22 protein-coding genes are annotated in these 25,274 nt (G+C 48.7%); 13 read left to right on the forward strand and 9 right to left on the reverse strand.

Annotated features, from left to right (window positions below; all coding sequences use genetic code 11):
• Positions 1-37 precede the first annotated feature (37 nt).
• On the reverse strand, positions 38-238 hold the full coding sequence (locus AC5JR3_RS07405) for a hypothetical protein (protein WP_495844498.1): 201 nt from the start codon (positions 236-238) through the stop codon (positions 38-40).
• A gap of 242 nt (positions 239-480) precedes the next feature.
• On the opposite strand from AC5JR3_RS07405, the gene AC5JR3_RS07410 reads away from it, so the two are divergent.
• A complete protein-coding gene (locus tag AC5JR3_RS07410; protein WP_495844500.1) occupies positions 481-762 on the forward strand; it encodes a BrnT family toxin in 282 nt (93 codons plus the stop codon).
• Positions 746-991: a hypothetical protein gene (locus tag AC5JR3_RS07415; protein ID WP_495844501.1), complete on the forward strand. Its 246-nt coding sequence runs from the start codon at positions 746-748 to the stop codon at positions 989-991. Before AC5JR3_RS07410 ends, AC5JR3_RS07415 begins: the two co-directional genes overlap by 17 nt.
• Positions 992-1,025: 34 nt before the next feature.
• Here AC5JR3_RS07415 and trmD read toward each other — a convergent pair whose 3' ends face one another.
• Complete coding sequence (trmD, locus tag AC5JR3_RS07420) at positions 1,026-1,727, reverse strand: tRNA (guanosine(37)-N1)-methyltransferase TrmD (protein ID WP_495844502.1); 702 nt, start codon at positions 1,725-1,727, stop codon at positions 1,026-1,028.
• A gap of 246 nt (positions 1,728-1,973) precedes the next feature.
• The gene (gene acs / locus AC5JR3_RS07425; protein WP_495844504.1) at positions 1,974-3,944 is read right to left on the reverse strand and encodes an acetate--CoA ligase; all 1,971 of its coding nucleotides are present in this window, start codon (positions 3,942-3,944) and stop codon (positions 1,974-1,976) included.
• 175 nt (positions 3,945-4,119) lie between these two features.
• Between acs and AC5JR3_RS07430 the strand changes: the two genes are divergently transcribed.
• Entirely contained in the window at positions 4,120-4,602 is a 483-nt protein-coding gene (locus AC5JR3_RS07430; protein WP_495844506.1) for a hypothetical protein, read from the forward strand.
• Positions 4,603-4,646: 44 nt separating this feature from the next.
• Here the strand turns inward: AC5JR3_RS07430 and AC5JR3_RS07435 are convergent, their stop codons facing one another.
• Positions 4,647-5,738, reverse strand: a complete 1,092-nt coding sequence (locus tag AC5JR3_RS07435; protein ID WP_495844507.1) for a YheT family hydrolase — start codon at positions 5,736-5,738, stop codon at positions 4,647-4,649.
• Between the two features lie 214 nt (positions 5,739-5,952).
• On the opposite strand from AC5JR3_RS07435, the gene AC5JR3_RS07440 reads away from it, so the two are divergent.
• The 4 genes from AC5JR3_RS07440 (at position 5,953) to AC5JR3_RS07455 (ending at position 10,742) form a co-directional block, all read left to right on the forward strand.
• Entirely contained in the window at positions 5,953-7,428 is a 1,476-nt protein-coding gene (locus AC5JR3_RS07440) for a cytochrome P450 (RefSeq protein WP_495844509.1), read from the forward strand.
• A gap of 386 nt (positions 7,429-7,814) precedes the next feature.
• Positions 7,815-8,264, forward strand: coding sequence for a DUF4383 domain-containing protein (locus tag AC5JR3_RS07445; protein WP_495844511.1), 450 nt, complete (start codon positions 7,815-7,817; stop codon positions 8,262-8,264).
• Positions 8,265-8,595: 331 nt separating this feature from the next.
• Positions 8,596-9,831: an LL-diaminopimelate aminotransferase gene (locus tag AC5JR3_RS07450; RefSeq protein WP_495844513.1), complete on the forward strand. Its 1,236-nt coding sequence runs from the start codon at positions 8,596-8,598 to the stop codon at positions 9,829-9,831.
• 458 nt (positions 9,832-10,289) lie between these two features.
• A complete protein-coding gene (locus tag AC5JR3_RS07455) occupies positions 10,290-10,742 on the forward strand; it encodes an Imm32 family immunity protein (protein WP_495844514.1) in 453 nt (150 codons plus the stop codon).
• Positions 10,743-11,196: 454 nt separating this feature from the next.
• Here the strand turns inward: AC5JR3_RS07455 and AC5JR3_RS07460 are convergent, their stop codons facing one another.
• From AC5JR3_RS07460 to AC5JR3_RS07470, 3 genes are all read right to left on the reverse strand, one after another.
• Positions 11,197-11,517: a threonine dehydratase gene (locus AC5JR3_RS07460; RefSeq protein WP_495844516.1), complete on the reverse strand. Its 321-nt coding sequence runs from the start codon at positions 11,515-11,517 to the stop codon at positions 11,197-11,199.
• A gap of 352 nt (positions 11,518-11,869) precedes the next feature.
• The gene (locus tag AC5JR3_RS07465) at positions 11,870-12,664 is read right to left on the reverse strand and encodes a YcjF family protein (RefSeq protein ID WP_495844518.1); all 795 of its coding nucleotides are present in this window, start codon (positions 12,662-12,664) and stop codon (positions 11,870-11,872) included.
• 46 nt (positions 12,665-12,710) lie between these two features.
• A complete protein-coding gene (locus AC5JR3_RS07470; RefSeq protein WP_495844519.1) occupies positions 12,711-12,938 on the reverse strand; it encodes a hypothetical protein in 228 nt (75 codons plus the stop codon).
• 86 nt (positions 12,939-13,024) lie between these two features.
• On the opposite strand from AC5JR3_RS07470, the gene AC5JR3_RS07475 reads away from it, so the two are divergent.
• The gene (locus AC5JR3_RS07475; RefSeq protein WP_495844521.1) at positions 13,025-14,119 is read left to right on the forward strand and encodes a DNA topoisomerase IB; all 1,095 of its coding nucleotides are present in this window, start codon (positions 13,025-13,027) and stop codon (positions 14,117-14,119) included.
• Between the two features lie 164 nt (positions 14,120-14,283).
• Here the strand turns inward: AC5JR3_RS07475 and rbp are convergent, their stop codons facing one another.
• Positions 14,284-14,586 carry an RNA-binding regulator gene (gene rbp / locus AC5JR3_RS07480; protein ID WP_495844523.1) on the reverse strand — a complete coding sequence of 101 codons (303 nt, stop codon included), beginning with the start codon at positions 14,584-14,586 and terminating at the stop codon, positions 14,284-14,286.
• A 449-nt stretch (positions 14,587-15,035) separates the two neighbouring features.
• On the opposite strand from rbp, the gene AC5JR3_RS07485 reads away from it, so the two are divergent.
• Positions 15,036-17,879: a PAS domain-containing protein gene (locus AC5JR3_RS07485; RefSeq protein ID WP_495844526.1), complete on the forward strand. Its 2,844-nt coding sequence runs from the start codon at positions 15,036-15,038 to the stop codon at positions 17,877-17,879.
• 87 nt (positions 17,880-17,966) lie between these two features.
• Here the strand turns inward: AC5JR3_RS07485 and AC5JR3_RS07490 are convergent, their stop codons facing one another.
• A complete protein-coding gene (locus AC5JR3_RS07490) occupies positions 17,967-18,554 on the reverse strand; it encodes a hypothetical protein (protein WP_495844527.1) in 588 nt (195 codons plus the stop codon).
• Between the two features lie 76 nt (positions 18,555-18,630).
• Here AC5JR3_RS07490 and AC5JR3_RS07495 point away from each other — a divergent pair, with 76 nt between their 5' ends.
• The 4 genes from AC5JR3_RS07495 (at position 18,631) to AC5JR3_RS07510 (ending at position 25,271) form a co-directional block, all read left to right on the forward strand.
• On the forward strand, positions 18,631-18,933 hold the full coding sequence (locus tag AC5JR3_RS07495; protein WP_495844529.1) for a DUF3288 family protein: 303 nt from the start codon (positions 18,631-18,633) through the stop codon (positions 18,931-18,933).
• 179 nt (positions 18,934-19,112) lie between these two features.
• Positions 19,113-23,801: a response regulator gene (locus tag AC5JR3_RS07500; protein ID WP_495844531.1), complete on the forward strand. Its 4,689-nt coding sequence runs from the start codon at positions 19,113-19,115 to the stop codon at positions 23,799-23,801.
• 61 nt (positions 23,802-23,862) lie between these two features.
• Positions 23,863-24,699 carry a CheR family methyltransferase gene (locus AC5JR3_RS07505; protein WP_495844533.1) on the forward strand — a complete coding sequence of 279 codons (837 nt, stop codon included), beginning with the start codon at positions 23,863-23,865 and terminating at the stop codon, positions 24,697-24,699.
• Complete coding sequence (locus AC5JR3_RS07510) at positions 24,699-25,271, forward strand: chemotaxis protein CheB (RefSeq protein ID WP_495844535.1); 573 nt, start codon at positions 24,699-24,701, stop codon at positions 25,269-25,271. The genes AC5JR3_RS07505 and AC5JR3_RS07510 overlap by 1 nt, the downstream gene beginning before the upstream one ends.
• Positions 25,272-25,274 lie beyond the last annotated feature (3 nt).

The raw sequence follows: 25,274 nt of genomic DNA on the forward strand, positions 1-25,274 counted from the left end.
TCCGGCCAAGGTTTCGTGGTGTCGAAATTTACAATGATTAAGAACTAATTTCTAATTCACTGGATTGATGCCGCATTCCAGATTTCCTAGGAAGGGAGGTGAAGGGACGCCAAGACTTTCGAGCATCAAGCTTTAGGATATTAAGCAGAAACTTTCCGCCTAATCGCTCCGTACCAAGGTCTTGCACTCGTCCTTCAGGGTTATCGGTAAGCCCGAAAAGATAAAAGAACACTGCCACTACTTAGCTTGATTTTTAACTAGTCTTAGAAAAAGTTCTGATAACTTCAGCTTGTGGTAAAACATTGGAGAAACCAAGGAATATTAGCTTTAATTTATCGGTAGAAACTTACCTGTCATGGAAGAATCAGACAAATTTTTAGTGGGAGTTTGCCTCCTGTAGTATTAACTAATTCAGTAATGATGCGATTTCCACAAGGATTGAATATTGCACAAAAATGTGCGTAAGCGATATTTTGGTGTATGAGCCTTGAATTTGAATGGAACCCAGACAAAGCGGCACTAAACATTGAGAAGCATGATATTTCTTTTCAGGAAGCTGCAACTGTATTCAATGATCCTCTATCTGTAACGTTCCCCGATCCGCATCATTCCATTGGAGAAAGCCGCTACATTATTATTGGCGTATCTAGGTTTGACCAACTTTTAGTTGTTGCACACACCGATCGAGTAGAAAAAGTACGAATTATTAGTGCCCGAAAAGCCACTCGACAGGAGAGAAGGTTTTATGAAGAAGGAAGTTGAGAACGAAATAGAAGACGAGTTGCATCCTGAGTATGACTTCGCTCAAATGCAAGAAGGCGTTAGGGGCAAGTATGTTGAGCGATATCGTGCAGGAACAAATTTAGTACTTTTAGATCCTGATGTCGCTCAATCTTTTCCCAATGACATGGCAGTGAATGACGCACTCAGAATGTTAATTCAGATTGCCCAGCGCCAGCAGCCCAATATTACGGAGCAGCCGACAGAATAGAAATTTGGGGTAGGAGTTACAGGTTATTAACCGCTTAGGATTCCTTGTCAGAATCTTTTAGCCAAGCGGCGTACAAATCAGGACGGCGATCGCGTGTGCGTTCAATTTGCTGTTCTTTGCGCCAGCGCTCGATTTCGCCATGGTTGCCAGAACGCAGAACCTCAGGAACCTCCCAACCCCGAAACTCAGCCGGACGGGTGTATTGGGGATAGTCCAGCAGCCCCGCTTCAAAACTTTCGGCTTTGAGGGATTCAACTTTACCGACAGTTCCGGGACGCAGCCGGACAACGCCGTTAATTAATGCTAGGGCTGGGATTTCTCCACAGGTTAAAACAAAGTCTCCCAAAGAAACTTCGCGGGTGACTAAATTGAGGACGCGATCGTCAACGCCTTCGTAATGCCCACAAATTAGGACAAGCTGATCGTAATTGGTTGCCAGTTCTCCCAAAAGTTTTTGATTCATCGGCTGTCCTTGAGGAGTCATGAGGATAATGTCCCGCTTGGGCAAAACAGGTAGTGACTCGACAGCAGAAAAAATTGGCTCTGGCTTCATCAGCATCCCCACACCACCGCCATAGGGTTCATCATCGACGCGTCGATGTTTATCAGTGGCGAAGTCGCGGGGATTGGTTAAATGCACTTCAGCAATTTCCTTTGCCAAAGCCTTACCTAACAACCCAGAACTGAGGGGGGAGGTAAAGAAGTCGGGAAATAGGGTGATAACGTCGATTCGCACGAGTCAGGGTGAAGTATGAAGGATGAAGTGTGAAGGATGAAGGATGAAGTGTGAAGGATGAAGAGAGTCGGTGAGTCGGTGAGAAAGTATGAAGGGTGAAGGGTAAGAGGTTGGAGTTTAGGGGTGAAGGGTTATTGCCTCTCAATTTCCTCCTCTCCTCATCCCCTCATTACCCCTCTCCTTCTCTTCCCTCCGTGCCCTCTGTGCCTCTGTGGTTTATTAAAAAACCAGCCCCCTGCTTCTAATTTACGATCCGCCGCGCAGTTTCTCTAACACACTGCGGTCTTCGAGGGTAGAGGTGTCACCTGCAACCTCTTGACCGGAGGCGAGATTTCGTAACAAGCGGCGCATGATTTTACCAGAGCGGGTTTTGGGCAAGGCGTCGGTAAAACGGATTTCACCTGGACGAGCGATCGCGCCGATTTCATTCACAACATGCTGTTTTAGGGTCTTGTTGAGTTCTTCCGTCGCCTGTTGATTCCCCTCTAAGGTGACAAAGGCAACAACCTCTTCTCCTTTGAGTTCGTCCGGTTTCCCAACTACCGCTGCTTCAGCCACAGCGGGGTGAGATACCAACGCAGACTCGATTTCCATCGTCCCTAAGCGGTGACCGGAGACGTTAATCACGTCATCAACGCGCCCCATCACCCAGAAGTAACCGTCCTCATCCCGATGGGCACCGTCTCCAGCAAAGTAGATGTACTGCCCATCTTTCGGGGGGATATGTTCCCAGTAGGTGCGGCGGAAGCGATCGGGGTCGCCGTACACTGTCCGCATCATTCCGGGCCAAGGATGGCGAACGACGAGATAACCGCCATTGTTCCCCTCAACGGGATTGCCCTCTGCATCAACGATATCGGCTTGAATGCCTGGGAAGGGCAACGTGGCAGAACCGGGTTTGGTGGGAATGGCTCCAGGTAGGGGCGTAATCATGAAGCCACCTGTTTCCGTTTGCCACCAAGTATCAATAATTGGGCAGCGATCGCCTCCAATAATTTGCTGATACCATATCCAAGCTCTGGGGTTAATCGGTTCGCCCACCGTTCCTAGTAGGCGTAGGGAAGACAAGTCGCGGGCGTTGGGGTGTTCGTCACCCATCTTCATAAAGGCACGAATCGCTGTGGGGGCAGTGTAGAAGATCGTGACGCCGTATTTTTCGATCACATCCCAGAAACAGCCAGGATTAGAAGCACGGGGCGCACCCTCATACATCACGGTTGTTGCGCCATTGGAAAGCGGCCCGTACACGATATAACTGTGTCCGGTAATCCAGCCGACATCCGCTGTACACCAGTAAACATCGGTGTCTTTGAGGTCAAATGCCCACTTCAACGTCATGTGGGTGTAGAGGTTGTAGCCGCCTGTGGTGTGAACGACGCCTTTTGGCTTACCTGTAGTGCCGGAGGTGTAGAGGATAAACAGCATGTCTTCGCTGTCCATCGGTTCGGCAGGGCAATTGGCAGAGACATCGGCTTGCATCTCGTGCCACCAATGGTCACGTCCAGCTTGCATTTCAATCTCTTGACCTGTGCGCTTCACGACTAGAACGTTTTGCACACTGGGGGCAGCATTGTTGGCGATCGCTTTATCTACCTGCTCTTTGAGGGGGACGATCGCCTCTTTGCGCCAACCCCCATCTGCCGTCACGACAACCTTGGCTTCGGCATCTACAAGCCGATCTTTCAAGGCTTCGGCACTAAATCCGCCAAAAACTACGGTATGGGGGGCACCGATTCTCGCACAGGCAAGCATGGCGATCGCCGCTTCCGGAATCATCGGCATGTAAATCCCCACCTTGTCGCCTTTTTCTACGCCCAATTGTTTCAGCGCATTGGCGAACTGACACACTTCCCGATGTAGTTGGGCATAGGTGAGGGTGCGAGAGTCCCCTGGTTCTCCTTCCCAAATCAACGCGGCTTTATTTTTTCTCCACGTTGTCAGATGTCTGTCAAGGCAGTTGTAAGAAATATTAGTCTTTCCGCCCACAAACCACTTTGCAAAGGGCGGCTGCCAATCTAGCACCTTGTCCCACTGATCAAACCAGTGCAGCTCTTGCGCTGCCAGTTCTGCCCAAAACGCCTCTGGATCTGCCTGGGCTTTGTCATAGAGTTGCTGGTATTGATCGCGACTGGTGATGTGGGCGTTTTGGGAAAATTCCGCCGGGGGATGAAATAAGCGTTTTTCTTGAAGGATAGATTCTATGGTGGGCTGGGACATTGTTTAGAATAACTGCTTCTTTTCTCGTACTTTCTATTTGTAGCGGAGAGTGCCCCGATAAGAAAGATTCATTGAGGTTCATTCACAATGAAAGAAAGTCAAGATGATATCTCTCAGTTACAACACCCGTGACTGAGGGAAAAAAGCGAAACCTGATAGGAGAGGTGCTGTTTAAATGAATTCAAACGATTCAGTAGGAGACTTAAGCTACTACGGTACTTATCCCTGTCCGGTCTGTCGTCTGGGTCAAATCGAACCCATGACACTGATGGACGCGATGAGTTGTCAGCTTTGCCATCACATCTTCACCGCCAATCTGGAAAAACAGCAGTTGCAAATGGCAGACCGCCAGCCGCCTCTAATGTGGCGCTGGAATGGTAAAGCTTGGACAAAGGCGCAGGTGCAGGGGTTGGAGTGGAACAGTGGTTACTGGTTAGTTGCGGCTGTCTTTGTACTGCTCCCAACTACTTTGGTAGGACTCTCTGCCTATGCCTTCCCGCCACTTCCTGGCAGTCCGTTGTCCTGGTTCCCCCAGGTATGGACAGGATTGGCGTTTGTCTCTCATCTAGCTTTGGTTGTCTGGCTAGTGCTGGAGTTTTATCAGGTTTCTGTTGGTACGCACCTGAGAGTCCGGGGACAGAATCTGTTTGGGCGATAGGCTGAGGCGATCCACTTCTGGAGTGGGATTGGCTCGCCTCCTGATCAATGCCTATAAAGGGGCTGATGTTCCGCTTGCATCTGACAATGGCGTTGAGCGATCCACTCTAAAACGCGGTTCCATGCCCACCAAGGGTCAGTATCTTTGACTTGACGCTGACAGGCTTTGCTACTGATATAGCCCACATGACCCCCGTGAGCCGTCAAAACTAAGTCAATTGCGGAATTTTTTGCACAGGCCGCCTGCAAGTCAGGCACAAGGGTGGGGTCAAACATCGGGTCATCGACAGCGTATAAAATCAGCGTCGGTTTTTGCAGGTGAGGCAACTGATAAAGAGCGCTGCTTGCCTGATAGTATTCTTCCACCGAGGCGAAACCTAATCGTTCAATTACCAATTCCTGATCGAATGTCCAAATACTGTTGGCTCGCTCAATGGCAGCCGGATCGATAGATTCTGGGTGATACTGATGGATTTGCAATGCCAGTTTTTTCAATTGCCGCGCGATCGCTTTTTCTAAGTATCTACCCCATTGATCTTTGACTAAGTACTTCAGAGAACGCGTAGACTCCAACGTAGGGCAAATAACCGCCCCACCGCCAATTTCAGAATCTTGCAGCCCTAAATCCGCCCCCCAAGACGCGATCGCTGTCGCTGATTTCACTGCCCAAAGCGCCAGTTGTCCTCCCAAAGAATACCCCGTAAACCAAAAAGGGGCGGGACATCCCAGCGCCTTAGCTTGAGCCGCAATCCGCACAAAGTCTTCCCCTTCGTACAAGCCATCAGCGGTTAAGGTGGGGGATAATTCGGCTGTTTTGCCATGAGCACGCCAATCAAAAAACGCGATCGCATAACCTTGAGCAAAGGCTTTGCGTCCTAAAAGTCTCAAAAACCATTGATTCTCCAGGCTACCTGTAATCCCATAAGTCCCCACAATCGTGCCTCGCGGATTTTCGGGGATGGCAACGATCCCAAAAATAGGCACTCCTTTGGCACCCACAAAAATTTGCTCTTGGTAACTCGGTTCCGGCTCAGGGATAGTCTTCTCCCAATTACGACCAGCGGCTAAAGCCGTATAAAAAGTCATAGCTAGACCGTTTTTGAGTCCCAGAGGTGGACTGTAAGAAAGATGGCTCATCGATAATAGATAGTGGAGATCCTGTTACCTATCTTCATCTAGTTTAGTGACCTTCAGCTTCTACCAAAGTACCCAAGCCACAGTACCCGACGACCAAAGTCGCGGTTAGACAAATGCCGCTACCACCCACGCGGGCTAAGTTTATCTAGCCCCAAGCTTCAGCCTGTGGGAGTGAGTAGATTGCCCATTCCTAAGACCTTTCTTGAATAGTTCGATGATAAAGACCTCCTCCGTTTTGACAGTTCCTGGCCCGAATCCCAAAACCCTGTTTGGGCGCATTACCAATCTTTTAAACTTTGGCAGTGACTCGATTGGCTACACGCGACAACTCTTTGAAACTTATGGCCCAATTGTTTCTCTCAGATATGGCGGCGGCACTAATGTCTACTCCTCATTACCCAACTGTCCGGGTACCGTGTTTGCCTATGGGCCAGAATTTGTCCGTCAAGTCGCTACCCAGCATGAGGTTTACTACAAACATCCCTTATCGGGGAGACTCTATCGACGCCAAAACGATTCAGCTCGGACTGAGCCGCTAAAGCACTTTGTTGTCGGGCTGTTTGGGGTAAATAGCGATCGCCACCGTCAGCATCGTCAACTAATGATGCCCGCCTTCCACAAGCAGCAAATTGAGTCCTACCGGGACGATATCGTCACGATTACCCAATCTGCTCTTGATCAACTGCAAGTTGGCAACTCCTATGACATTGCCGAAGTGATGCGGTTGCTAACCATGCGCGTTGCCACCAAAACCCTATTCGGTGAAGACATTGGCGAGAGTGGTAACAGCACCGGGCAACTACTTCAGGACGTTTTAGCCATCATGGGTTCGCCGATGATGTCCCTGATGGCGTTTGATATTCCCGGATTGCCTTACCATCGCTTTCTCAATCAGATTTCCCAACTCGATGACAAGATGCGCGAGATGATTGCCCATAAACGAGCGGCGGGGTGTGAAGACCGGGATGTCCTGTCGATGCTCATCCAAGCGCGGGATGAAGAGCATCGAGTTGGCTTAAGTGAAGATGAGCTGTTAGGTCACGCCGGGGTAATCTTTGCAGCAGGACACGAAACCAGCTCTAATGCTTTGACATGGACGTTGTTTTTGCTGTCGCAGCATCCGCAAGTCGCCGCCGACTTGCTAGACGAACTAGATAGCGTGCTGCACGGTGAAGCGCCAACGGTAGCGCAACTCCCCCAACTCCCGCTTTTAGAGCGAACGATCAAGGAAAGTATGCGGGTATTATCCCCTGTCCCTTGGAATGCACGGGTGACATCACAACCTACGGAACTAGGCGGTTATACTTTGCCCCAGGGTACAGAAGTTTTTGTCAACATCTACCAAACTCACCAGATGCCCGAACTTTACCCAGAACCGGAGGTCTTTAAACCCCAGCGTTGGGAAACGATCAATCCCACCAGCTATGAATACAATCCCTTCAGTGCTGGCCCCCGTGTGTGTATCGGTGCAGGGTTTGCGATGATGGAGATCAAGCTCGTCTTAGCGATGTTGTTACAGCGATACCGCCTGCAATTTATTCCCCAGGTCAAGATTGACCGTCGCGGGACGATTGTGATGGCTCCCAAGTCTGGGATGCCCATGCAAGTATGCCAGCAAGATTACCAGTTTACTCAAGGGGTCGGTGGCGTCCAAGGAAATGTGCGAGAGATGGTTAGGCTGCCAGCTTAGAAGATCAACAAGTTAGCGATCGCTCCTTGGGTGGTGCCGGAGGCGATCGCACGTCTTTTAATTCGCCTCTGGTAATAATAGACCTCTTGCATAAGTCGAATAGACCCCCCTTAATCCCCCCTTAGTAAGGGGGGAGACTTGAAATCTTGCCCCCTCCCCTTAGTAAGGGGAGGGTTGGGGAGGGGTCTGGTACATTTTTGCAAGAGGTCTAATATTTGCGTCACCCTTTTGGATGAATTTCTTCCTCTTTGATCCTGTGAAATTCAGATCAATCTTTAGGTACAGAAGTATCTATTCCTTGAGTGGAAGAATTTTATAATTCAGGCGATTAATCTTAAATCGCAATTGAAATTTAAAAATTTTCTACTACTTTAAGGAATCTAACTATGAAACCAGGACAATCCTTCGCCTTAATTACTGGCGTTTTCTTTCTGATCGTCGGTGTTCTTGGATTTATTCCAGCCTTTGTCAAAGGCGCTCCAACGGCAGCCGAGGCAGTTAGTGTTTATCCCTTGGGATACGGTTACCTGATGGGACTATTCCCCATCAATCTCTTTCACAATGTTGTTCACCTGTCCGTGGGAATTTTAGGAATCGCCGCATCCGTCTCGCCAGTTGGCCCCCGCATCTTCGGTCGAGGGCTAGCAATCTTTTATGGCGTGCTAGCTGTAATGGGGCTGTTTCCGTTTACCAACCTCATGTTTGGCTTCGTTCCCATCTTTGGAAATGATGTTTGGCTGCATGCAATTTTCGCTGCAATCGGTTTTTACTTCGGCTTTATCGCTTCCCCCGAACTAGTGGAAGCTTCTGAATACACCGCTAACAAGGGTAGCTAAAAGCAATTGAGCAGGGGCTAACAGCCCTACAGCGTGTCAACTCAAGCTTTTTTAGCTAGCACTAGCAACAACAAGTTCTGAACACCTCTCCCAAGTACCCCTTCCCCTGTGCGGGGAGGGGTTTTTTAGGGTCATCCCTCGCTCTAAAATCTTCAGCAGGTAGGCAAACGCCTCCTCAATTCCTGAAAGTACCTGCGAGAAAATCACCTTCCGTCTTGGGTAAATATCTCTGGAGTGCTGTTGGGAATCGAAGGGCTGGCAATGGAGACGATAGGACTCCTAAGGCAACGGTTGGCAGTAAGCTGTTTTACGGCGCTCGTAACAATCTACTATGGCAACCATTAACGATAACTACCTCAAGCTCAAAGCGGGCTACCTGTTTCCCGAAATTGCTCGACGAGTCAATACCTTCGCAGAGGCAAATCCTGACGCGAAAATTATCAAACTCGGTATTGGTGATGTCACGGAACCCTTACCAGAAGCCTGCCGCACCGCTATGATCAAAGCGGTTGAAGATATGGGCGATCGCGCTACATTTAAAGGCTATGGCCCAGAACAAGGCTATGGCTGGTTACGCGAGAAAATTGCGGCTCATGACTTCCAATCTCGCGGATGCGAGGTTGATCCGGGTGAAATCTTCATCTCCGACGGCTCTAAGTGCGATACAGGCAACATTCTCGACATTTTTGGCAAAAACAACAAAATCGCCGTCACCGACCCCGTCTATCCTGTGTATGTAGACACTAACGTCATGGCGGGGCATACTGGCGCTGCCAACGATAAGGGTGAATTTAAGGGCTTGGTGTACCTGCCGATTACGGCGGAAAACAACTTCACCGCCGAGATTCCTAGCGAGAAAGTTGACCTAATTTATCTCTGCTTCCCCAACAATCCCACCGGATCAACTGCCACTAAGGAACACCTGAAGGCGTGGGTAGACTATGCCAAAGCCAATGACTCGATCATTTTCTTTGATGCCGCTTACGAAGCCTTCATCACCGATGCAGATCTTCCCCATTCCATCTACGAAATTGAAGGAGCGCGGGATTGCGCGATTGAGTTCCGCTCCTTCTCCAAAAATGCCGGATTCACCGGAACTCGCTGTGCGTTCACAGTCTTACCAAAGACGCTGACAGCGAAAGCCGCCGATGGTTCGGATGTGGAACTGTGGAAGCTATGGAATCGCCGTCAGTCTACCAAGTTCAATGGGGTATCCTACCTCGTGCAACGCGGAGCCGAGGCGGTTTACTCGGAGGAAGGACAGGCGCAAACTCAGCAACTGGTTAGCTTCTATCTGGAAAACGCCAAAATTATTCGCGAACAACTAACCGCCGCCGGATTATCAGTGTATGGTGGCGTGAATGCGCCCTATGTCTGGGTGCAAACACCCAATAATCTATCGAGTTGGGATTTCTTCGATAAGCTGCTGCAAACCTGCAATGTTGTAGGAACGCCAGGTTCGGGTTTTGGTGCCGCAGGGGAAGGTTACTTCCGCCTTTCAGCATTCAATAGTCGGGAGAATGTAGAGGAAGCGATGAAGCGGATTACGGAGAAGTTTAAGGTGTAGAGCGATCGCTTTTGAGCGGCAGTTTCTGCTGCCTTCGTTAAACTCAATCTATTAGTTCAACGGTTATGGTGGGCAATGTTCACCATGATCTGAGAGGCTGTCTCTAAAGAGTTGTAAATTCCTAGAGATCCCCCTAAATCCCCCTCGGAGATCCCCCTCCCGTCCCCCTTAAAAAGGGGGAAGCCAGATGTTGCTTCGCCTTTGATATCACGGGGGACTTTCAAGAGATCTTGTTCCCCCCTTTTGAAGGGGGGCTAGGGGGGATCTATCCAATCGTTATGCAACCTAGCCAGTTAATATTACTTTAGAAGCCGTCTCTGAATCTCTTGATATTCAGCGTAACTCAAGGTTACTTCAAAGGGTACAGACATCCGCAACAGAATGATTCCTTTAAGCGTGAATTTACCGTCCTCAGTCGTTTTCCAGCTTCTTAGTTTTGTCAGTCAAGCAGGGTAGCTATGCTTATTCGATATTCTGATTCAGTTCGCGAAATTGAAATAGCAGCAAATGAAGAGGAACTACTGGATTTGTCTAAGAAACTAACAGAAAATGATGTTGAAATTAATGCTAAAGCTTTGGGAGAGGATCTAAATGCTGCACCTTATTGTAGATTTTTATCGGGAATACAGGTAAGTATCTCATCTGGGCAATTGGTGGAGTTTCAAGTTACTCAAGATGGCAGAGTTTTGCTCCGAGGCGATCGCCAAAAATTGTCCATTCTGTCTAATGTGGTCTTATCATTCGCAAAGGACTGGGGTACAGGCGAACACATGCATATTGAATATCATCCTGAACACTTCTATCTATCTCCAAATTCAGTGTCAGTCATACTTGTGCACACATATTTCGAGAAAAAATTCAAAGTGGTGAATATGAATATAAACCAAAGCCAGACGATAGGGCAAATATAAAACTATGTGCGTGGTTACAGCGCAATTCAGTAAGCTCACTGCTCCAAACCAACAACAGTCACACAAACATAACCAGAGCTAGTGAGTCTTGAATTAAGTCATTTGCAGGAGCGACGATACGATCATACTAAGGAGGCGATCGCCCAGAGGTAGTACACGTAGTACGAGCGCCTAGTTATGAATTAAGTTAAGGAAAAGCCTGCGATCGCGTAGTGTTACTCAACAAAAAATCACCCCTTCTCAAATAATAATGAAGCGGGGCGATCGCTCTTCAGTTCTGTGTTGTCATGTACACGCGCCAGATAATAAAGGTAGTGAAGCCCACAAAGCCCAACACAGTTACCCAATCCTGCCAACTATTGGCAACCATCACCACGGCGTCGTCCATCGGCAATTCTCAAAATCTTTTTGTGAGTTAAGTCGGGTGACTTGCACCACCCAACACAACTGTATCCTAGTCCGAAGTCTTGATTTGTCGAGCTAGGTTGCGGTAGTAGTCCATATTAGAATTGGCACTACGGCGAACGGGATTTACCGCAACGGGCGGCTTTGTTTCTTCCGGTTCAGATACTTGTTTGGGTTCAGCTCGTGTAGTACCCTGGGCATCTTCAGGCTCTAAGAAAGTGCCATCGGTTGTAAATCCAAGCAATCGGACAAATCGCCCTAATAGCTGACCTAAATAGCCAAAAATATTCTTAAAGCCGTTAAATATCTGCTGAAGAAAACCAACAAACCGAATGAACGTGTTCTGAATAATTTGCCTTAAACGAGACATAATAAGTCCTCCTAAAAAGAACACAACTTAATATTGCTGATCACAAATTTTGCCTAACTTCCGGATTGGGAAAATTTAATGGCGATCGCAGATATATAACTATCCTATGTGACATACTCCTACATCAATCTGAATACAGATATGGTGTAGGCTTCTCACCAACTCCAGCTATTGCCTCGGATACTCGATGAGCTTTATTAACGACACGGGATGCCCCTCCGCGCCGGAACAATTGGATTAGATCTAAGGGGCGATCGCTGTGATTTCTAAGTGACTATGCTGTCAATGAAGTCAGACAACTACTACAGCAATGTGAAGAATACCTTCACCTAATAGCCCTGATATCCCCGGCTCAATTCTGGGCGTGATTAATATTGCTACTTCCCGTTGCATTAGCTTGAGCAGCGGAGCTGATTTTCTTTTCGTAATATCGGGAAGTTACATATCCCAGTGAGTAAATCAACGCAGCGTTGTTTGATGCTCCCGCCACAGCACCCACTACAGGAATGAGTTCTATAAAGCTCATTCCCACCTTCAAAGGGCCAGCACCTCCCACAGATAGACCAAAAATTGCTAAGACTTCGCCCCGTCGAGTGGGGTCTTTTAGCGGAAATCCGTAAGCAGCAGCAATGCGATAAACCATCTCCGCTTGCAGGGCTGTCACCGCCGCCAGATCGACAGCAAACAAAGTCAGCGCTAAGGGAGGTACAAAGTTGGTGAGTAATCCCACTCCTCCGGCTTTCATGGCAGTGTCAACCATAATCCGGTGAGCAATCTGCTCAGGGGTTTCCAGTGGGTATTCCTGTCGGAGTTGGTCTACTTCCTTCTGAGCTTTGTCTACATCAACCTCACCAAGGGCTGCCATTAATACGTTAATTCCTGGAACTTTTGCCGCATATTTCACCATCGGATTTTCCGCAATGGGAGTAGCGATTTCGCCTACAGTTTTTGTCCCATGCTCTGTTAGTTGGTGAGCTACAGAGCCAATTGTTTCTCCTACGGCAGTAGCTGTACTAGTAAAGTTTTCTGTAGTAGATTGAACAGCCTCAGAAGCTGTCTTAGCTGCATAGGCACTCAGGCGCATTACGGTGGTGAACGCATCGTTCATTTTCTCTGTGCCGGAATCTTCTTTGCTTTGTACTGCCATAGTTTTAGTTGATTTATATTACTGTTAAATTTTCTTTTACCTCACTTTAGAAGCATAAAAACTTAGTATCATCTATCCTCTGATAGTGATTCGATGAGCTGAAAGGTTGAGACTCAGTAGTCAGTATTCGGAAGTTTAAATGAAGGAGGCGATCGCTAGGCAGAATTGAGAGATCGAAATCCAATAAAGATGCGATCGCACTTTCTGGCGTAGGTGTACGGGTGTAACGGGAGAGGATGTCAACGGCTACTATGACTAATGGCTGACGACTCATCAGCTTTTGTGAGGAGTTCTTGACTTAGATAAATTCGTTAGATTGCAAGGGTAGTCAGGTATTTCCCAGTACTCTCCCCTCCTCCCATGTCAGCCACGTTGCAAAAGCGCTCTCTTCCGAAAAAACTTAAACTGATCACCGATCCGATTGAATCAGCAAAAATAGCAGGACTGCGCTACGTCACGGATGATAGTCCTGGCATTCGTCGCCAGCGTCGGGGAAGAGGGTTTAGCTACATTGACGTTGATGGAGAGCGCATCACCGACTCATCAGAACTCGAACGCCTGAAATCTCTGGCGATTCCCCCAGCGTTCGAGGATGTCTGGATTTGCCCAATGCCTAACGGACATCTGCAAGCAACGGGACGGGATGCTAAGGGGCGCAAGCAGTATCGCTATCATCCCCGTTGGTGCAAAATCCGCAGCCAGACAAAGTTTAACCGCATGATTCCCTTTTGTGCGGCACTGCCGTTGATTCGGGAACAAACTGAACGTGATTTAGCGTTACGGGGGCTACCACGAGAAAAGGTGTTGGCGGTAGTGGTGCGTCTGTTGGAAACGACCTTTATCCGGGTGGGTAATGCAGAGTACGCCCAAGAAAATAACTCCTATGGTTTAACTACCTTACGCGATCGCCACGTAGAATTTTCCGGTTCGACGGTGCATTTTCACTTCAAAGGCAAAAGTGGCGTCAAGCACGATATTGCTGTCAGTGACAGACGCCTTGCCAAAATCGTTAAGCGCTGTCGGGACATCCCCGGCTACGAACTATTTCAGTATTTTGACGATCAAGACCAACGCCAGACTATTGACTCAGAAGATGTCAACACCTATGTACGAAACATTGCTGGTGATGACTTTACAGCCAAAGACTTCCGCACTTGGGCGGGGACTATGCTAGCCGCGCGAGAGTTAAAGCAGTTAGAACCTTTTGAGTCTCAGACTCAGGCGAAGAAGAACGTTACCCAAGCTATTAAAGCGGTAGCAAAGCAGTTGGGTAATCGTCCGGCTACCTGTCGGAAGTATTATGTACATCCCGCGATCATTGAGGCTTACCTGGAAGGGGATCTGGACGCTACGCCGTCAAAATCGCCACCGTCAGAGGTGGATGAATCACCCCATAGTCTAAATCTAGAAGAACTCGCGGTTGTCGCTATTCTGGAGCAAGCCCTCACTCAGTAAGGAGTTGGCGAAGCGGAGAAAACAAGAAAAAGGCTCAAGCATAATTGCCTAAGCCTTTTTCTATTGAGCCGTAAGTAACTAAAGACGAATGAATTAACTTCGGAAGCTAGCCATCTAACTCTCAGTCACTTACGGACAGGCTAAAAAGATTTAACCGTTTTAGTTTAGTAGCGACGAGAGAAGTTGTTGTTTCCTCGTCCACCACCGCCACCGCCACCTCTGTCTTCGCGAGGCTTGGCTTTGTTGACTTTCAAGTCACGGCCCATCCATTCAGCACCATCAAGTGCTTCAATAGCAGCCGTTTCTTCAGCTTCTGAACCCATTTCTACAAAACCAAAGCCACGTAGGCGTCCGGTTTCACGATCTGTGGGTAGCTGAACCCGTTTTACAGAACCATATTCTGCAAAAACGGCGTTGAGGTCTTCTTGAGTGACCTCGTAGGATAAGTTGCCTACATAAATAGACATAGATGGACTCCAAAATCATTAGGTGTGTAGAGATTTAGATTTCGGAGGAAGCCTGTCAAGACCAAAAGGAAAACCCCTATCAATACTAGAAACAAACACTGCAACCGAATTTATTCTCAAGTACTATCTTAGCACGGCAAATTCTGTGAAGGGGGAAACTACGGTGATACATTTCAGGAAAATACAGGAACGTTACGTGGATACAAGAACTCTTTACATAACTAAACGTTACAATAATGTTTATAAGGGGCATCTTTGGCAAAATCCACGCTAGATCATTCAGTTGAGTGCCGTACATAGCGGGTACAAATACTTAGTTTTTCTCTAGGTATCCTTGTAAGCGTTTAATCTTTCTTGATAATTTTCTAAGATTGAGATTGGTTAATTTAAGATCAGCTCAATCCGGGTTATCTACCGTTATTAACCAAATTGTTGAACCTTATAGTTCTATGGCAAGCCGACCAGTAAGAGATGAGGCGTTGGATCTCCTTAAGGGCAAGAAAGGGGAGCTAGAGATACTACGGCTTTATGAGCGGGCGATGTCAGCAACGAGTTGTGGCATTGTCATTGCCGATGCCACAGTGCCAAACAATCCCCTGCTCTACTGCAATCCTGCCTTTGAGAGTATTACCGGTTACTCGCAAGTAGAAGTCTTAGGGCGCAATTGTAAGTTTTTACAGGGAGTAGACACCGATCCAGAAGAACTCGACAAACTCCGTCAAGCGATCCGGGGGGGGCAAGAATGTGAGGTGACGCTCAAAAATTACCGTAAAGACGGTACACCGTTTTGGAATGACCTGAAGCTGTCACCCGTACACGATGCGGACGGTAAGCTGACGCACTTTGTGGGTATCCAAACGGACATTACTCAGCGCAAGCTGGCAGAAGATAAACGACGGTTGATGCAATTTTCTATTGACTGCACAGCGGATGCAGCCTTCTGGATTACCCCGGATGGTCGTTTTTTCTATGTCAACGAGGCAGCTTGTAAGTTGTTGGGGTATTCCCGTGAGGAACTGCTGAAGCTGAGCGTTGGGGATATTGACCCCGAATTATCACTACAGGCTTGGGTGTCTAATTGGCAGCAAAGTAAGGAAAAGGGTTCGGGGACGGTGGAAACCCAGTATCGAAGTCGTGATGGGCAAGTGATTCCGGTAGAAGTGACGTTTAATTATTTGGAGTTTGACGACAAGGAGTATAACTGTGCCTTTGCTCGCGATATTAGCGATCGCCAACGCACTCAAGCCGCCTTACAGCGCAGTAATGCCCTACTAAAAGCCCAACACGAAGCGGCTCTTGATGGGATTTTGGTTTTGGATGAGACAGGAGCCGTCGCTAGTTATAACTACCGCTTCTGCCAGATGTGGGATATCCCCTCTGAAATAATCAGCGAACGAAGAGATGAATCGCTCCTCAACTATATCCTGCCGCGTCTGCTGCAACCGCAAGAATTTCTAGAAAAAGTGACGTACTTGTACGACCATCCCACCATCAGCAGTCGGGATGAAATTCACTTGAGGGATGGGCAAGTCTTTGACCGCTACTCCGCGCCTGTTTTATCTCCAGAAAAAGAATACTACGGCAGAATTTGGTCATTTCGCGACATCACCGAGCGTAAGTACACAGAGGAAGCTCTGCGACAACAAGTGCAACGAGAGCGTTTGGTTGAAATGATTTCCCGGCGCATTCGTCAGTCTTTAAACTTAGAGGAAGTCCTCAACACCGCTGTTGCGGAAGTGCGGCAATTTCTCCACACCGATCGAGCAGTGATCTATCGCTTTGAGCCAGATTGGAGTGGTGTTGTCGCTGTTGAGTCGGTGAGTTGGGGTTGGACTTCTGCTTTAGGAACCAATATCCAGGACAATTGCTTTCAGGACACTCATGGTCTACTTTACCAACAGGGTCGGATACGAGTAATTAATGATATTTACAATGCGAGCTTAACGCCGTGTCATGTTGAGTTGCTTGAGCGCTTCCAAGTGCGAGCTAACCTGGTTGTGCCAATTTTGCTTGGGGAGAAGCTTTGGGGATTGTTGATTGTTCATCAGTGTTCCGGCATCCGGCATTGGCAAAACTCGGAAGTCGAGCTACTCAAACAGCTCAGTGCCCAATTGGGCGTGGCAATTCAACGGGCGGCTTTGTTTGAGCAATTGGCTGCGGAACTGGCAGAACGCAAGGCAGCAGAAGCCGCACTACGGCAGTCACAAGCACGGCTTTTGGAGCAACGCGCGCAACTAGAGTCTACCCTTCACGAACTCAAGCAAACCCAAGTACAACTCATTCAGACAGAAAAAATGTCTAGCTTGGGGCAACTGGTAGCCGGAATTGCCCATGAAATTAATAACCCCGTGTCCTTTATCTGCGGCAATATTAGTCACGCCTCGACCTATGCCCAGGATTTGCTGGATTTGATGCAACTTTATCAAAAGTATTACCCGCAGCCTGTTGCCGAAATTCAATCGCAAGCAGAGGCGATCGACTGTGAGTTTTTGATTGAAGATTTTCCTCGCTTACTGAATTCGATGAAGGTGGGGACAGATCGTATCCGCCAAATCGTCCTGAGCTTGCGGAGCTTCTCGCGCCTCGATGAAGCGGATCGCAAACCCGTTGATATTCATCAGGGTATTGATAACACGCTGATGATTTTGCAGCATCGGCTTAGACCAGAAGCGGGGGGAGTTCAGTTGATTAAGGAGTACGGTAACTTGCCCAAAGTGGAGTGTTTTGCCGGACAGCTCAACCAGGTGTTTATGAATCTCCTGAACAATGCCGTTGATGCGTTGGAAGAGGAGTCTGAGGAACTGGGGAGACAAAACTCAAAACTCTCTTCCCAATCGTCAATCCCGACAATTTGGATTCGCACCGAGGTCGTTAGCAGTAGCGAAACAACGGACAAAGTAGTCATCCGCATTGCTGACAACGGTTCTGGTATTCCTGAAGCGGTGAAGCAACAAATTTTTGATCCGTTTTTTACGACAAAACCGGTTGGCTCCGGTACGGGTTTGGGATTGACGATTAGCTACCAGATCATTGAAAAGCATGGCGGACAGTTGCGCTGCAACTCCGAGATGGGACAAGGAACAGAGTTTGTGGTGGAAATTCCGCTGCAAGAACTGGACGAGAATTTGGGGCGATCGCTCACCTCTGCTGTTGGCGATCGCGATCCTCTTACTTATGCTTCGACAGAGAACGCTGTTCCTGAAAATGGTATTAATTTATACAAAAACGGTCTTAGTGAAGTGGGAGACTCCAAAACAGTTTCATCGGGGCTAACTCCTCATCCCACTGTTTAAGCTGATGCCTCACACCTTGGTTCCTTTAGAAAGCAGCATCCCAAACATCAAGTGAGGCAACGACGATTCTTGAATGTTTCCTTCAATTTAGACCGTCAGGGCGAGCCAGTGAGGATAAGCATAGGAATTTTGTGCTTTCAACTCTGACCCTTGGTAAGTTTGACTCGCCGCATGAATTGTATTTTGCAGACTATCTATTAAGTCTGGCGGTATCTCTGCGACTTCAAAAGCTAGGCTCCACCACAAATTTTCTGCCACTTTTAGCTGAGTCAGTTCTACGCTACAGGATTGAGAAGTTGAGGGGAGCTGATAGAGGCGCTGGCGTCGCTTTTTGTAGACACTAATCCACGGTTCTTGCTCAATAATGGTGTGGGGCAAAAAGCTTTGTTGCTCTGGATCTTCGCACATCCACTTTCCCCATTGCTCTATGTGACCTTCCCAAGCGTTGCCAAAACGCCGAATCCCCAGTTCAGCTTTGCGCCACTTCACTTCTAAACGCCCTTGCCTGAGTTTGAGGTTGAGATAGTCACACTTAGGGGTTATGTGCAGGTACAGATCTTCTCGTTCTTCTGGTTGTCCTAGCCATTCACCAGGACAGTCATTGTCAAACCAGTGTTCGACTACCGCCGGAATCATCCCCTGGCAAAACCAACGTAATTCTATAGTTGTAATCATTCAGATACAACCCCGGAAATAGCTAATATTTTTTATATGTACTAAAGAATAATTTAATCTTAAGTGTTTGAACAAAATGACTACAACAGAAAATAAAGACCAGCAGCATCCTCAAGAAGATCGCGATCGCCAACTCGTAGACCGTCTGCTACAAGAGAATTCTCCTAGTAATTTTCACCTAGCAGAACTAGCTCGCCTCCGCATTCGCTATCGAGGCTTTCCCGGCGCAAGAGACGTGCAGCAAAGCCTCGATACTGTCCTCCAGCGCTGGAACCTCACAGAAGAAATTTTGTTTGAGCAGACGCGTCAGCTTCATGCCAACGCTCAAGGCTACAAACCCCGTAACGGTAGCTCTCAAGGACAAGACGATTGGAGCTAAAAAATGAAGGATGAAGTGTGAAGGATGAAGGGTGAAGGGTGAAGTATGAAGGCTTCGGCCGTGAGCTCAGCGTTCGACTGAGCGCTCCCCTGCTCCCCTGCTCCCCTGCTCCCCCGCTCCCCTGCTCCCCCGCTCCCTACTCAGCACTCAGCACTCAGAACTCAGGACTAAAAAAAGATATGCCCACTGCCTCGGTAACCCAAGAGCGTACAGATAATTTTGACCCGAAACAGCTTCTGAGAACCCTTGTCGCGGTACAGAAAGGAGATTTTTCTGTACGAATGCCCATCGATCAAACAGGTATTGCCGGGAAAATTGCCGACACGCTCAATGACATCATTGAGATGAATCAAAGCATGGCGAATGAGCTAGAGCGTATCAGTACCGTTGTCGGTAAAGAAGGCAAAATTACCCAACGCGCCTCAATTGCGACGGCGAAAGGCTCTTGGGCAGACTGCATTGATTCCGTGAATATCTTGATTACTGATTTGGTGCAGCCCAACGCTGAAACCGCGCGGGTGATTCGGGCGGTGGCGAATGGGGACTTGTCCCAAACGATTGACCTGGAAATTGATGGCAGACCTTTAAAAGGGGAGTTTCTCCAAACTGCCCGAGTCGTCAATACGATGGTGGATCAGCTCAACTCCTTTGGCTCAGAAGTGACGCGGGTAGCGCGAGAAGTTGGTACGGAAGGCAAGCTGGGGGTGCAAGCGGAAGTTAAGGGAGTAGCGGGAACATGGAAAGATTTGACGGACAGCGTTAACTCCATGGCGGGGAATTTAACGGCTCAGGTGCGGAATATTGCGGAAGTGACGACGGCGGTTGCTAAGGGGGATTTGTCCAAGAAAATCACCGTTGATGTGAAAGGGGAAATCTTGGAGCTGAAGAACACGATCAACATCATGGTGGATCAGCTCAACTCCTTTGCCTCAGAAGTGACGCGGGTAGCGCGAGAAGTTGGCACGGAAGGCAAACTGGGGGTGCAGGCAGAAGTTAAGGGGGTAGCGGGTACTTGGAAGGATTTAACTGAGTCTGTAAACCTGATGGCAGGGAATTTAACTGCCCAAGTGCGGAATATTGCGGAAGTGGCAACGGCGATCGCTAGTGGCGACCTCTCGAAGAAAATTACCGTTCCGGTAAATGGAGAAATCCTGGAGCTGAAAAATACGATCAACATCATGGTAGATCAGCTCAGTTCCTTTGCCTCAGAAGTAACGCGGGTGGCGCGGGAAGTTGGCACAGAAGGTAAGTTAGGAGGTCAAGCAGAAGTTAAAGGCGTTGCCGGAACTTGGAAGGACTTAACCGATAACGTCAACTCAATGGCGGGGAACCTGACGAGTCAGGTACGAAACATTGCCGCCGTTACAAAAGCCGTTGCTAATGGCGACCTTTCCAAAAAGATTACCGTCGATGTGAAAGGGGAAATCTTAGAGCTGAAAAACACGATCAACACGATGGTGGATCAGCTCAACTCCTTCGCCTCAGAAGTAACGCGGGTAGCGCGGGAAGTTGGCACGGAGGGCAAGCTAGGGGGGCAAGCGGAAGTTAAAGGCGTCGCCGGAACTTGGAAGGACTTAACCGATAACGTCAACTCAATGGCAGGGAATTTAACAGCCCAAGTGCGAGGCATTGCCAGAGTAGTAACTGCCGTTGCCAATGGGGATTTGAAGCGCAAATTGGCACTGGATGCCAAAGGGGAAATCGAAACCTTAGCCGATACGATCAATGAGATGATCAATACCCTTGCCACCTTCGCTGAGCAAGTCACCACAGTAGCGCGAGAAGTTGGCATTGAAGGAAAACTGGGGGGACAGGCGAGTGTTCCGGGAGCTTCAGGAACCTGGCGAGATTTAACCGATAACGTCAACGAACTGGCGGCAAATCTAACGACGCAGGTACGAGCGATCGCGGAAGTGGCAACGGCAGTTACCAAGGGCGATTTGACCCGCTCAATTTCTGTTATTGCCCAAGGCGAAGTCGCCGGACTCAAAGACAACATTAACCAGATGATTGCCAACCTCCGGGAGACAACCCAGAAGAGTACTGAGCAAGACTGGTTGAAAACCAACTTGGCGAAGTTTAGCCGGATGCTTCAGGGACAGCGAGACTTGGAAACCGTGTCTCGCCTGATTCTTTCGGAACTAGCTCCCTTAGTAGGGGCGCAGCACGGGGTGTTTTACCTGATGGAAACACTAGAGCCGCAACCCCTGCTGAAGCTGTTTAGCGCCTACGCCTATCGGGAGCGCAAGTCCCTTGCCAACCGCTTCCGCTTAGGTGAAGGCTTGGTGGGGCAATGCGCCTTGGAAAAAGAGCGGATTTTGCTGGTAGACGTGCCGGATGATTACATCAAAATCAGCTCTGGTTTAGGAGAGGCGGCTCCCTTAAATGTGGTTGTTTTACCCGTTTTGTTTGAGGAGCAGGTAACCGCCGTTATTGAACTTGCCTCCTTCCAGCGCTTTCGGGAAATTGATCTAACGTTCTTTGACCAGCTCACAGAAAGCATCGGCATCGTCTTAAATACGATCGCGGTCAATACGCGGACGGAGGAATTGCTCAAGCAGTCCCAGTCTTTGGCAGAAGAGTTACAAAGCCAACAAGACGAACTCAGAGAAACCAATCAACGCTTAGAACAGCAAGCCAAGTCCCTCCGCGCCTCGGAAGAACTGCTAAAAAATCAGCAGGAAGAGTTGCAGCAAACCAATGAGGAGCTAGAAGAAAAAGCGGAGTTGTTCGCGCTGCAAAAAAAAGAAGTTGAACGGAAGAATCGGGAGATTGAACAAGCTAGACAAGCTCTGGAAGAGAAAGCCGAGCAATTAGCCTTAAGTTCTAAATATAAGTCCGAATTTTTGGCGAATATGTCCCACGAGTTGCGGACACCGCTCAACAGTTTGTTAATCCTGGCAAAACTGCTCTCAGATAATCCCGAAGGTAACTTGAGTGATAAGCAAGTGGAATACACCCGCACTATTCATTCCTCCGGGACGGATTTGCTGGGGCTAATCAATGACATTTTGGATCTTGCCAAGATTGAGTCGGGAACGATGTCTGTGGATATCAGCCAGACGCTATTTACCGACTTAGGCGGGCAAATGGAACGCACCTTCCGGCAGATCGCCCAAGACAAAAAACTAGAGTTTGTTCAGGAGTTTGAGTCAAGCTTACCCAGCACGATCTACACTGACCCCAAACGCTTGCAACAAGTGTTGAAGAACCTGCTCTCCAACGCCTTCAAGTTCACCGACAAAGGACGGGTGACGCTGCAGGTGACTCCCGTACAGCAGGGCTGGAGCCGTGAGCAAAAATACTTAAATCAGGCGGATATGGTGGTGGCGTTTGCGGTCAGCGATACGGGAATCGGCATTTCACCGGATAAGCAGCGGGTGATTTTTGAAGCCTTTCAGCAAGCGGATGGCACCACCAGCCGCAAATATGGCGGTACGGGGTTAGGTTTGTCGATTAGTCGGGAAATTGCCCGCTTGCTGGGTGGGGAGATTCAGTTAATTAGTGCCCCAGGTCGAGGAAGTACGTTTACCCTATACTTGCCGCAGCACTATCCGGAGACGCTTACGCCACAGGCGGGGCAGGAAAATGCTGTTGTCAGTCTACCGCCATCACCGTCAGCGGCGGCCCTAGTCTCGACGCCGCTAGCACCTAGCTTGGCGATCAATGATGACCGGGAGCAGATTCAACCGGGCGATCGCGTTTTGTTAATCGTGGAAGATGACATCAATTTTGCGCGGATTTTGTTGGATATGGCACGGGAACAAGGCTTTAAGGGTATTGTCGCCACGCGGAGCGATGTTGGGCTGGAAATTGCGCGACAACTGAAGCCGGATGCGATTACCCTTGATATCCAATTACCTGTGATGGATGGGTGGACGGTGCTAGATCGGTTGAAGCATGACCCGAACACGCGACACATCCCGGTACATATCCTCTCCGTGGAGGAAGGACAACAGCGGAGTTTGCAACAAGGCGCGATCGCCTATCTACAAAAACCCGTTGATAGCGAAGCCTTGACTAGCGCCTTGACGAATATCAAGGGCTTCATCGAGCGACAGGTGAAGAACTTGCTGGTGGTAGAAGATGATGAGACACAACGCCAGAGCATTGTTGAGTTGATTGGCAATGGTGATGTGTTAACCACGGCGGTGGGGACGGGAACGGCGGCTCTTGCTGCCCTAAAAGCCGGACACTTTGATTGTGTTGTCCTCGACTTAGGGCTACCAGATATGACGGGCTTTGAGTTGATCGAACTGATCAAGCAAGAAGAAAGTCTAAAAACGCTGCCGATTATTGTTTACACCGGGAAGGAACTGACGAAGGCAGAAGAAACAGAACTCAAGCGGATGGCGAAAACAATCATTATTAAAGATGTGCGATCGCCAGAACGCCTTTTAGATGAAACTGCCTTATTCCTCCACCGCGTCCAGGCAAACTTACCAGAATCTAAACAGCAAATCCTCGAACAACTGCATCAAACCGATTCCATCCTGGCAGGAAAAAAAGTGCTGATTGTCGATGATGATGTCCGCAATATCTTTGCCCTCACTAGTATGCTAGAACGCCACCAAATGGAAATAATTTATGCGGAAAATGGCAAAGATGGGATTGAGGTGTTGCAAAATAACCCCGATAGCCATGTTGTCTTGATGGATGTGATGATGCCGGAAATGGACGGCTACGAAACCATGCAGGCGATTCGCAAGCTAGAGAAATTCCGGGCTTTGCCAATTATTGCCCTCACCGCCAAAGCCATGAAAGGCGATCGCGAAAAGTGCATCGAAGCTGGCGCATCCGACTACATCACCAAACCTGTCGATACCGAACAGTTACTCTCCCTGCTGCGAGTCTGGCTGTATCGGTAATTTCCTTCATCCTTCATCCTTCATCCTTCATCCTTCACCCTTCTCTTCCCCTCGCCCCTAAATGACGATATCTAAACATCAGCAAGAACTAGAAGTAATTGAAATTCAATTGCTCTTAGAGGGGTTGTACCGTTACTACGGCTATGATTTTCGCAATTATGCCTTGGCGTCTCTCAAACGCCGTATCTGGAATACAATCCGCGCCGAAAATTTAAGCAGCATTTCCGGTTTGCAAGAGAAGGTGCTGCACGATCCGGCCTGTCTGGAACGCTTGTTGCTGGGGCTATCGGTGAACGTCACAGCCATGTATCGAGATCCGGGGTTTTACCTGGCTTTTCGTCAGAAAGTGGTGCCGTTGTTGCGGACGTATCCGTTCATTCGCATCTGGCATGCGGGGTGTTCGACGGGGGAAGAAGTCTATTCTTTGGCAATTTTGTTACAAGAAGAAGGGCTGTATCACCGCTGTCGAATTTATGCAACGGACATGGATGAAACCGTGTTAAAACAGGCAAAAGCAGGAATTTTTCCTTTGAAATTGATGCAGCAATATACTCAGGATTATCTGCACGCGGGTGGGAAGCGGTCGTTTTCTGAGTACTACACAGCAGCCTATGAAAGTGCGATCTTTCGGTCATCGTTACGGGAGAATTTAGTCTTTTCGCCCCACAACCTGGCAACGGATAGTTCGTTTAATGAATTTAATGTGATTTTGTGTCGCAACGTCCTAATCTATTTCAATCAGACACTTCAGGCACGAGTCCACAAGCTGTTGTATGAAAGTCTCGGCATGTTTGGCATCTTAGGGCTAGGACGCCAGGAATCGCTAAAGTTCACGCCCCACTGTGAAGATTATGAAGCGATCGCGGCACGGGAAAAACTCTACCGGAGGATTCGCTGATGACGTACGAAATTATTGTTGTCGGTACATCAATGGGAGGATTGCAGGCGTTAGAAGTGTTACTCTCCGGTTTACCCGCAGGTTTCTCTGTACCTGTAGCGATCGCGCAACACCGTCATAAGGACTCTGACAACTCCCTCAGCGACTTTTTACAGCAGGTGTGCGTTCTACCGCTCAAAGAAGCGGAGGATAAAGAAGAGATTGTGCCGGGGTATGTTTACTTGGCTCCGGCTGACTATCATTTGTTGGTAGAAAATAGCAGTTTTTCTCTTTCTACAGAAGCTCCCGTCTCCTATGCTCGCCCGTCGATTGACGTGCTATTTGAGTCGGCGGCTGATGCTTACGCTGCTAAAGCGATTGGGGTGATTTTGACGGGAGCAAGTAATGATGGCGCACAGGGGTTAGCCGCGATCGCTGCTGCCGGGGGAGTTACTGTGGTACAAGAACCGACAACAGCCTATAGTCGGACAATGCCCACAGCAGCGATCGCGGCGGTCAAAGCCGACAGGATTTTGTCTCTACCGGAGATTGCGCCCTGCTTAGTCAACCTTTGTTGCCCTGTGCTGACGTGAAGA

The sequence above is a fragment of the Kastovskya adunca genome (genome assembly GCF_059505785.1).

Excerpts from the sequence above, each read along its gene's own strand:
- AC5JR3_RS07410 (WP_495844500.1), top strand. The coding sequence starts at position 481 with ATGAGCCTTGAATTTGAATGGAACCCAGACAAAGCGGCACTAAACATT.
- AC5JR3_RS07415 (WP_495844501.1), top strand. The coding sequence starts at position 746 with ATGAAGAAGGAAGTTGAGAACGAAATAGAAGACGAGTTGCATCCTGAG.
- acs (WP_495844504.1), bottom strand. The coding sequence starts at position 3,944 with ATGTCCCAGCCCACCATAGAATCTATCCTTCAAGAAAAACGCTTATTT.
- AC5JR3_RS07430 (WP_495844506.1), top strand. The coding sequence starts at position 4,120 with ATGAATTCAAACGATTCAGTAGGAGACTTAAGCTACTACGGTACTTAT.
- AC5JR3_RS07435 (WP_495844507.1), bottom strand. The coding sequence starts at position 5,738 with ATGAGCCATCTTTCTTACAGTCCACCTCTGGGACTCAAAAACGGTCTA.
- AC5JR3_RS07440 (WP_495844509.1), top strand. The coding sequence starts at position 5,953 with ATGATAAAGACCTCCTCCGTTTTGACAGTTCCTGGCCCGAATCCCAAA.
- AC5JR3_RS07445 (WP_495844511.1), top strand. The coding sequence starts at position 7,815 with ATGAAACCAGGACAATCCTTCGCCTTAATTACTGGCGTTTTCTTTCTG.
- AC5JR3_RS07450 (WP_495844513.1), top strand. The coding sequence starts at position 8,596 with ATGGCAACCATTAACGATAACTACCTCAAGCTCAAAGCGGGCTACCTG.
- AC5JR3_RS07455 (WP_495844514.1), top strand. The coding sequence starts at position 10,290 with ATGCTTATTCGATATTCTGATTCAGTTCGCGAAATTGAAATAGCAGCA.
- AC5JR3_RS07460 (WP_495844516.1), bottom strand. The coding sequence starts at position 11,517 with ATGTCTCGTTTAAGGCAAATTATTCAGAACACGTTCATTCGGTTTGTT.
- AC5JR3_RS07465 (WP_495844518.1), bottom strand. The coding sequence starts at position 12,664 with ATGGCAGTACAAAGCAAAGAAGATTCCGGCACAGAGAAAATGAACGAT.
- AC5JR3_RS07470 (WP_495844519.1), bottom strand. The coding sequence starts at position 12,938 with ATGAGTCGTCAGCCATTAGTCATAGTAGCCGTTGACATCCTCTCCCGT.
- AC5JR3_RS07475 (WP_495844521.1), top strand. The coding sequence starts at position 13,025 with ATGTCAGCCACGTTGCAAAAGCGCTCTCTTCCGAAAAAACTTAAACTG.
- rbp (WP_495844523.1), bottom strand. The coding sequence starts at position 14,586 with ATGTCTATTTATGTAGGCAACTTATCCTACGAGGTCACTCAAGAAGAC.
- AC5JR3_RS07485 (WP_495844526.1), top strand. The coding sequence starts at position 15,036 with ATGGCAAGCCGACCAGTAAGAGATGAGGCGTTGGATCTCCTTAAGGGC.
- AC5JR3_RS07490 (WP_495844527.1), bottom strand. The coding sequence starts at position 18,554 with ATGATTACAACTATAGAATTACGTTGGTTTTGCCAGGGGATGATTCCG.
- AC5JR3_RS07495 (WP_495844529.1), top strand. The coding sequence starts at position 18,631 with ATGACTACAACAGAAAATAAAGACCAGCAGCATCCTCAAGAAGATCGC.
- AC5JR3_RS07500 (WP_495844531.1), top strand. The coding sequence starts at position 19,113 with ATGCCCACTGCCTCGGTAACCCAAGAGCGTACAGATAATTTTGACCCG.
- AC5JR3_RS07505 (WP_495844533.1), top strand. The coding sequence starts at position 23,863 with ATGACGATATCTAAACATCAGCAAGAACTAGAAGTAATTGAAATTCAA.
- AC5JR3_RS07510 (WP_495844535.1), top strand. The coding sequence starts at position 24,699 with ATGACGTACGAAATTATTGTTGTCGGTACATCAATGGGAGGATTGCAG.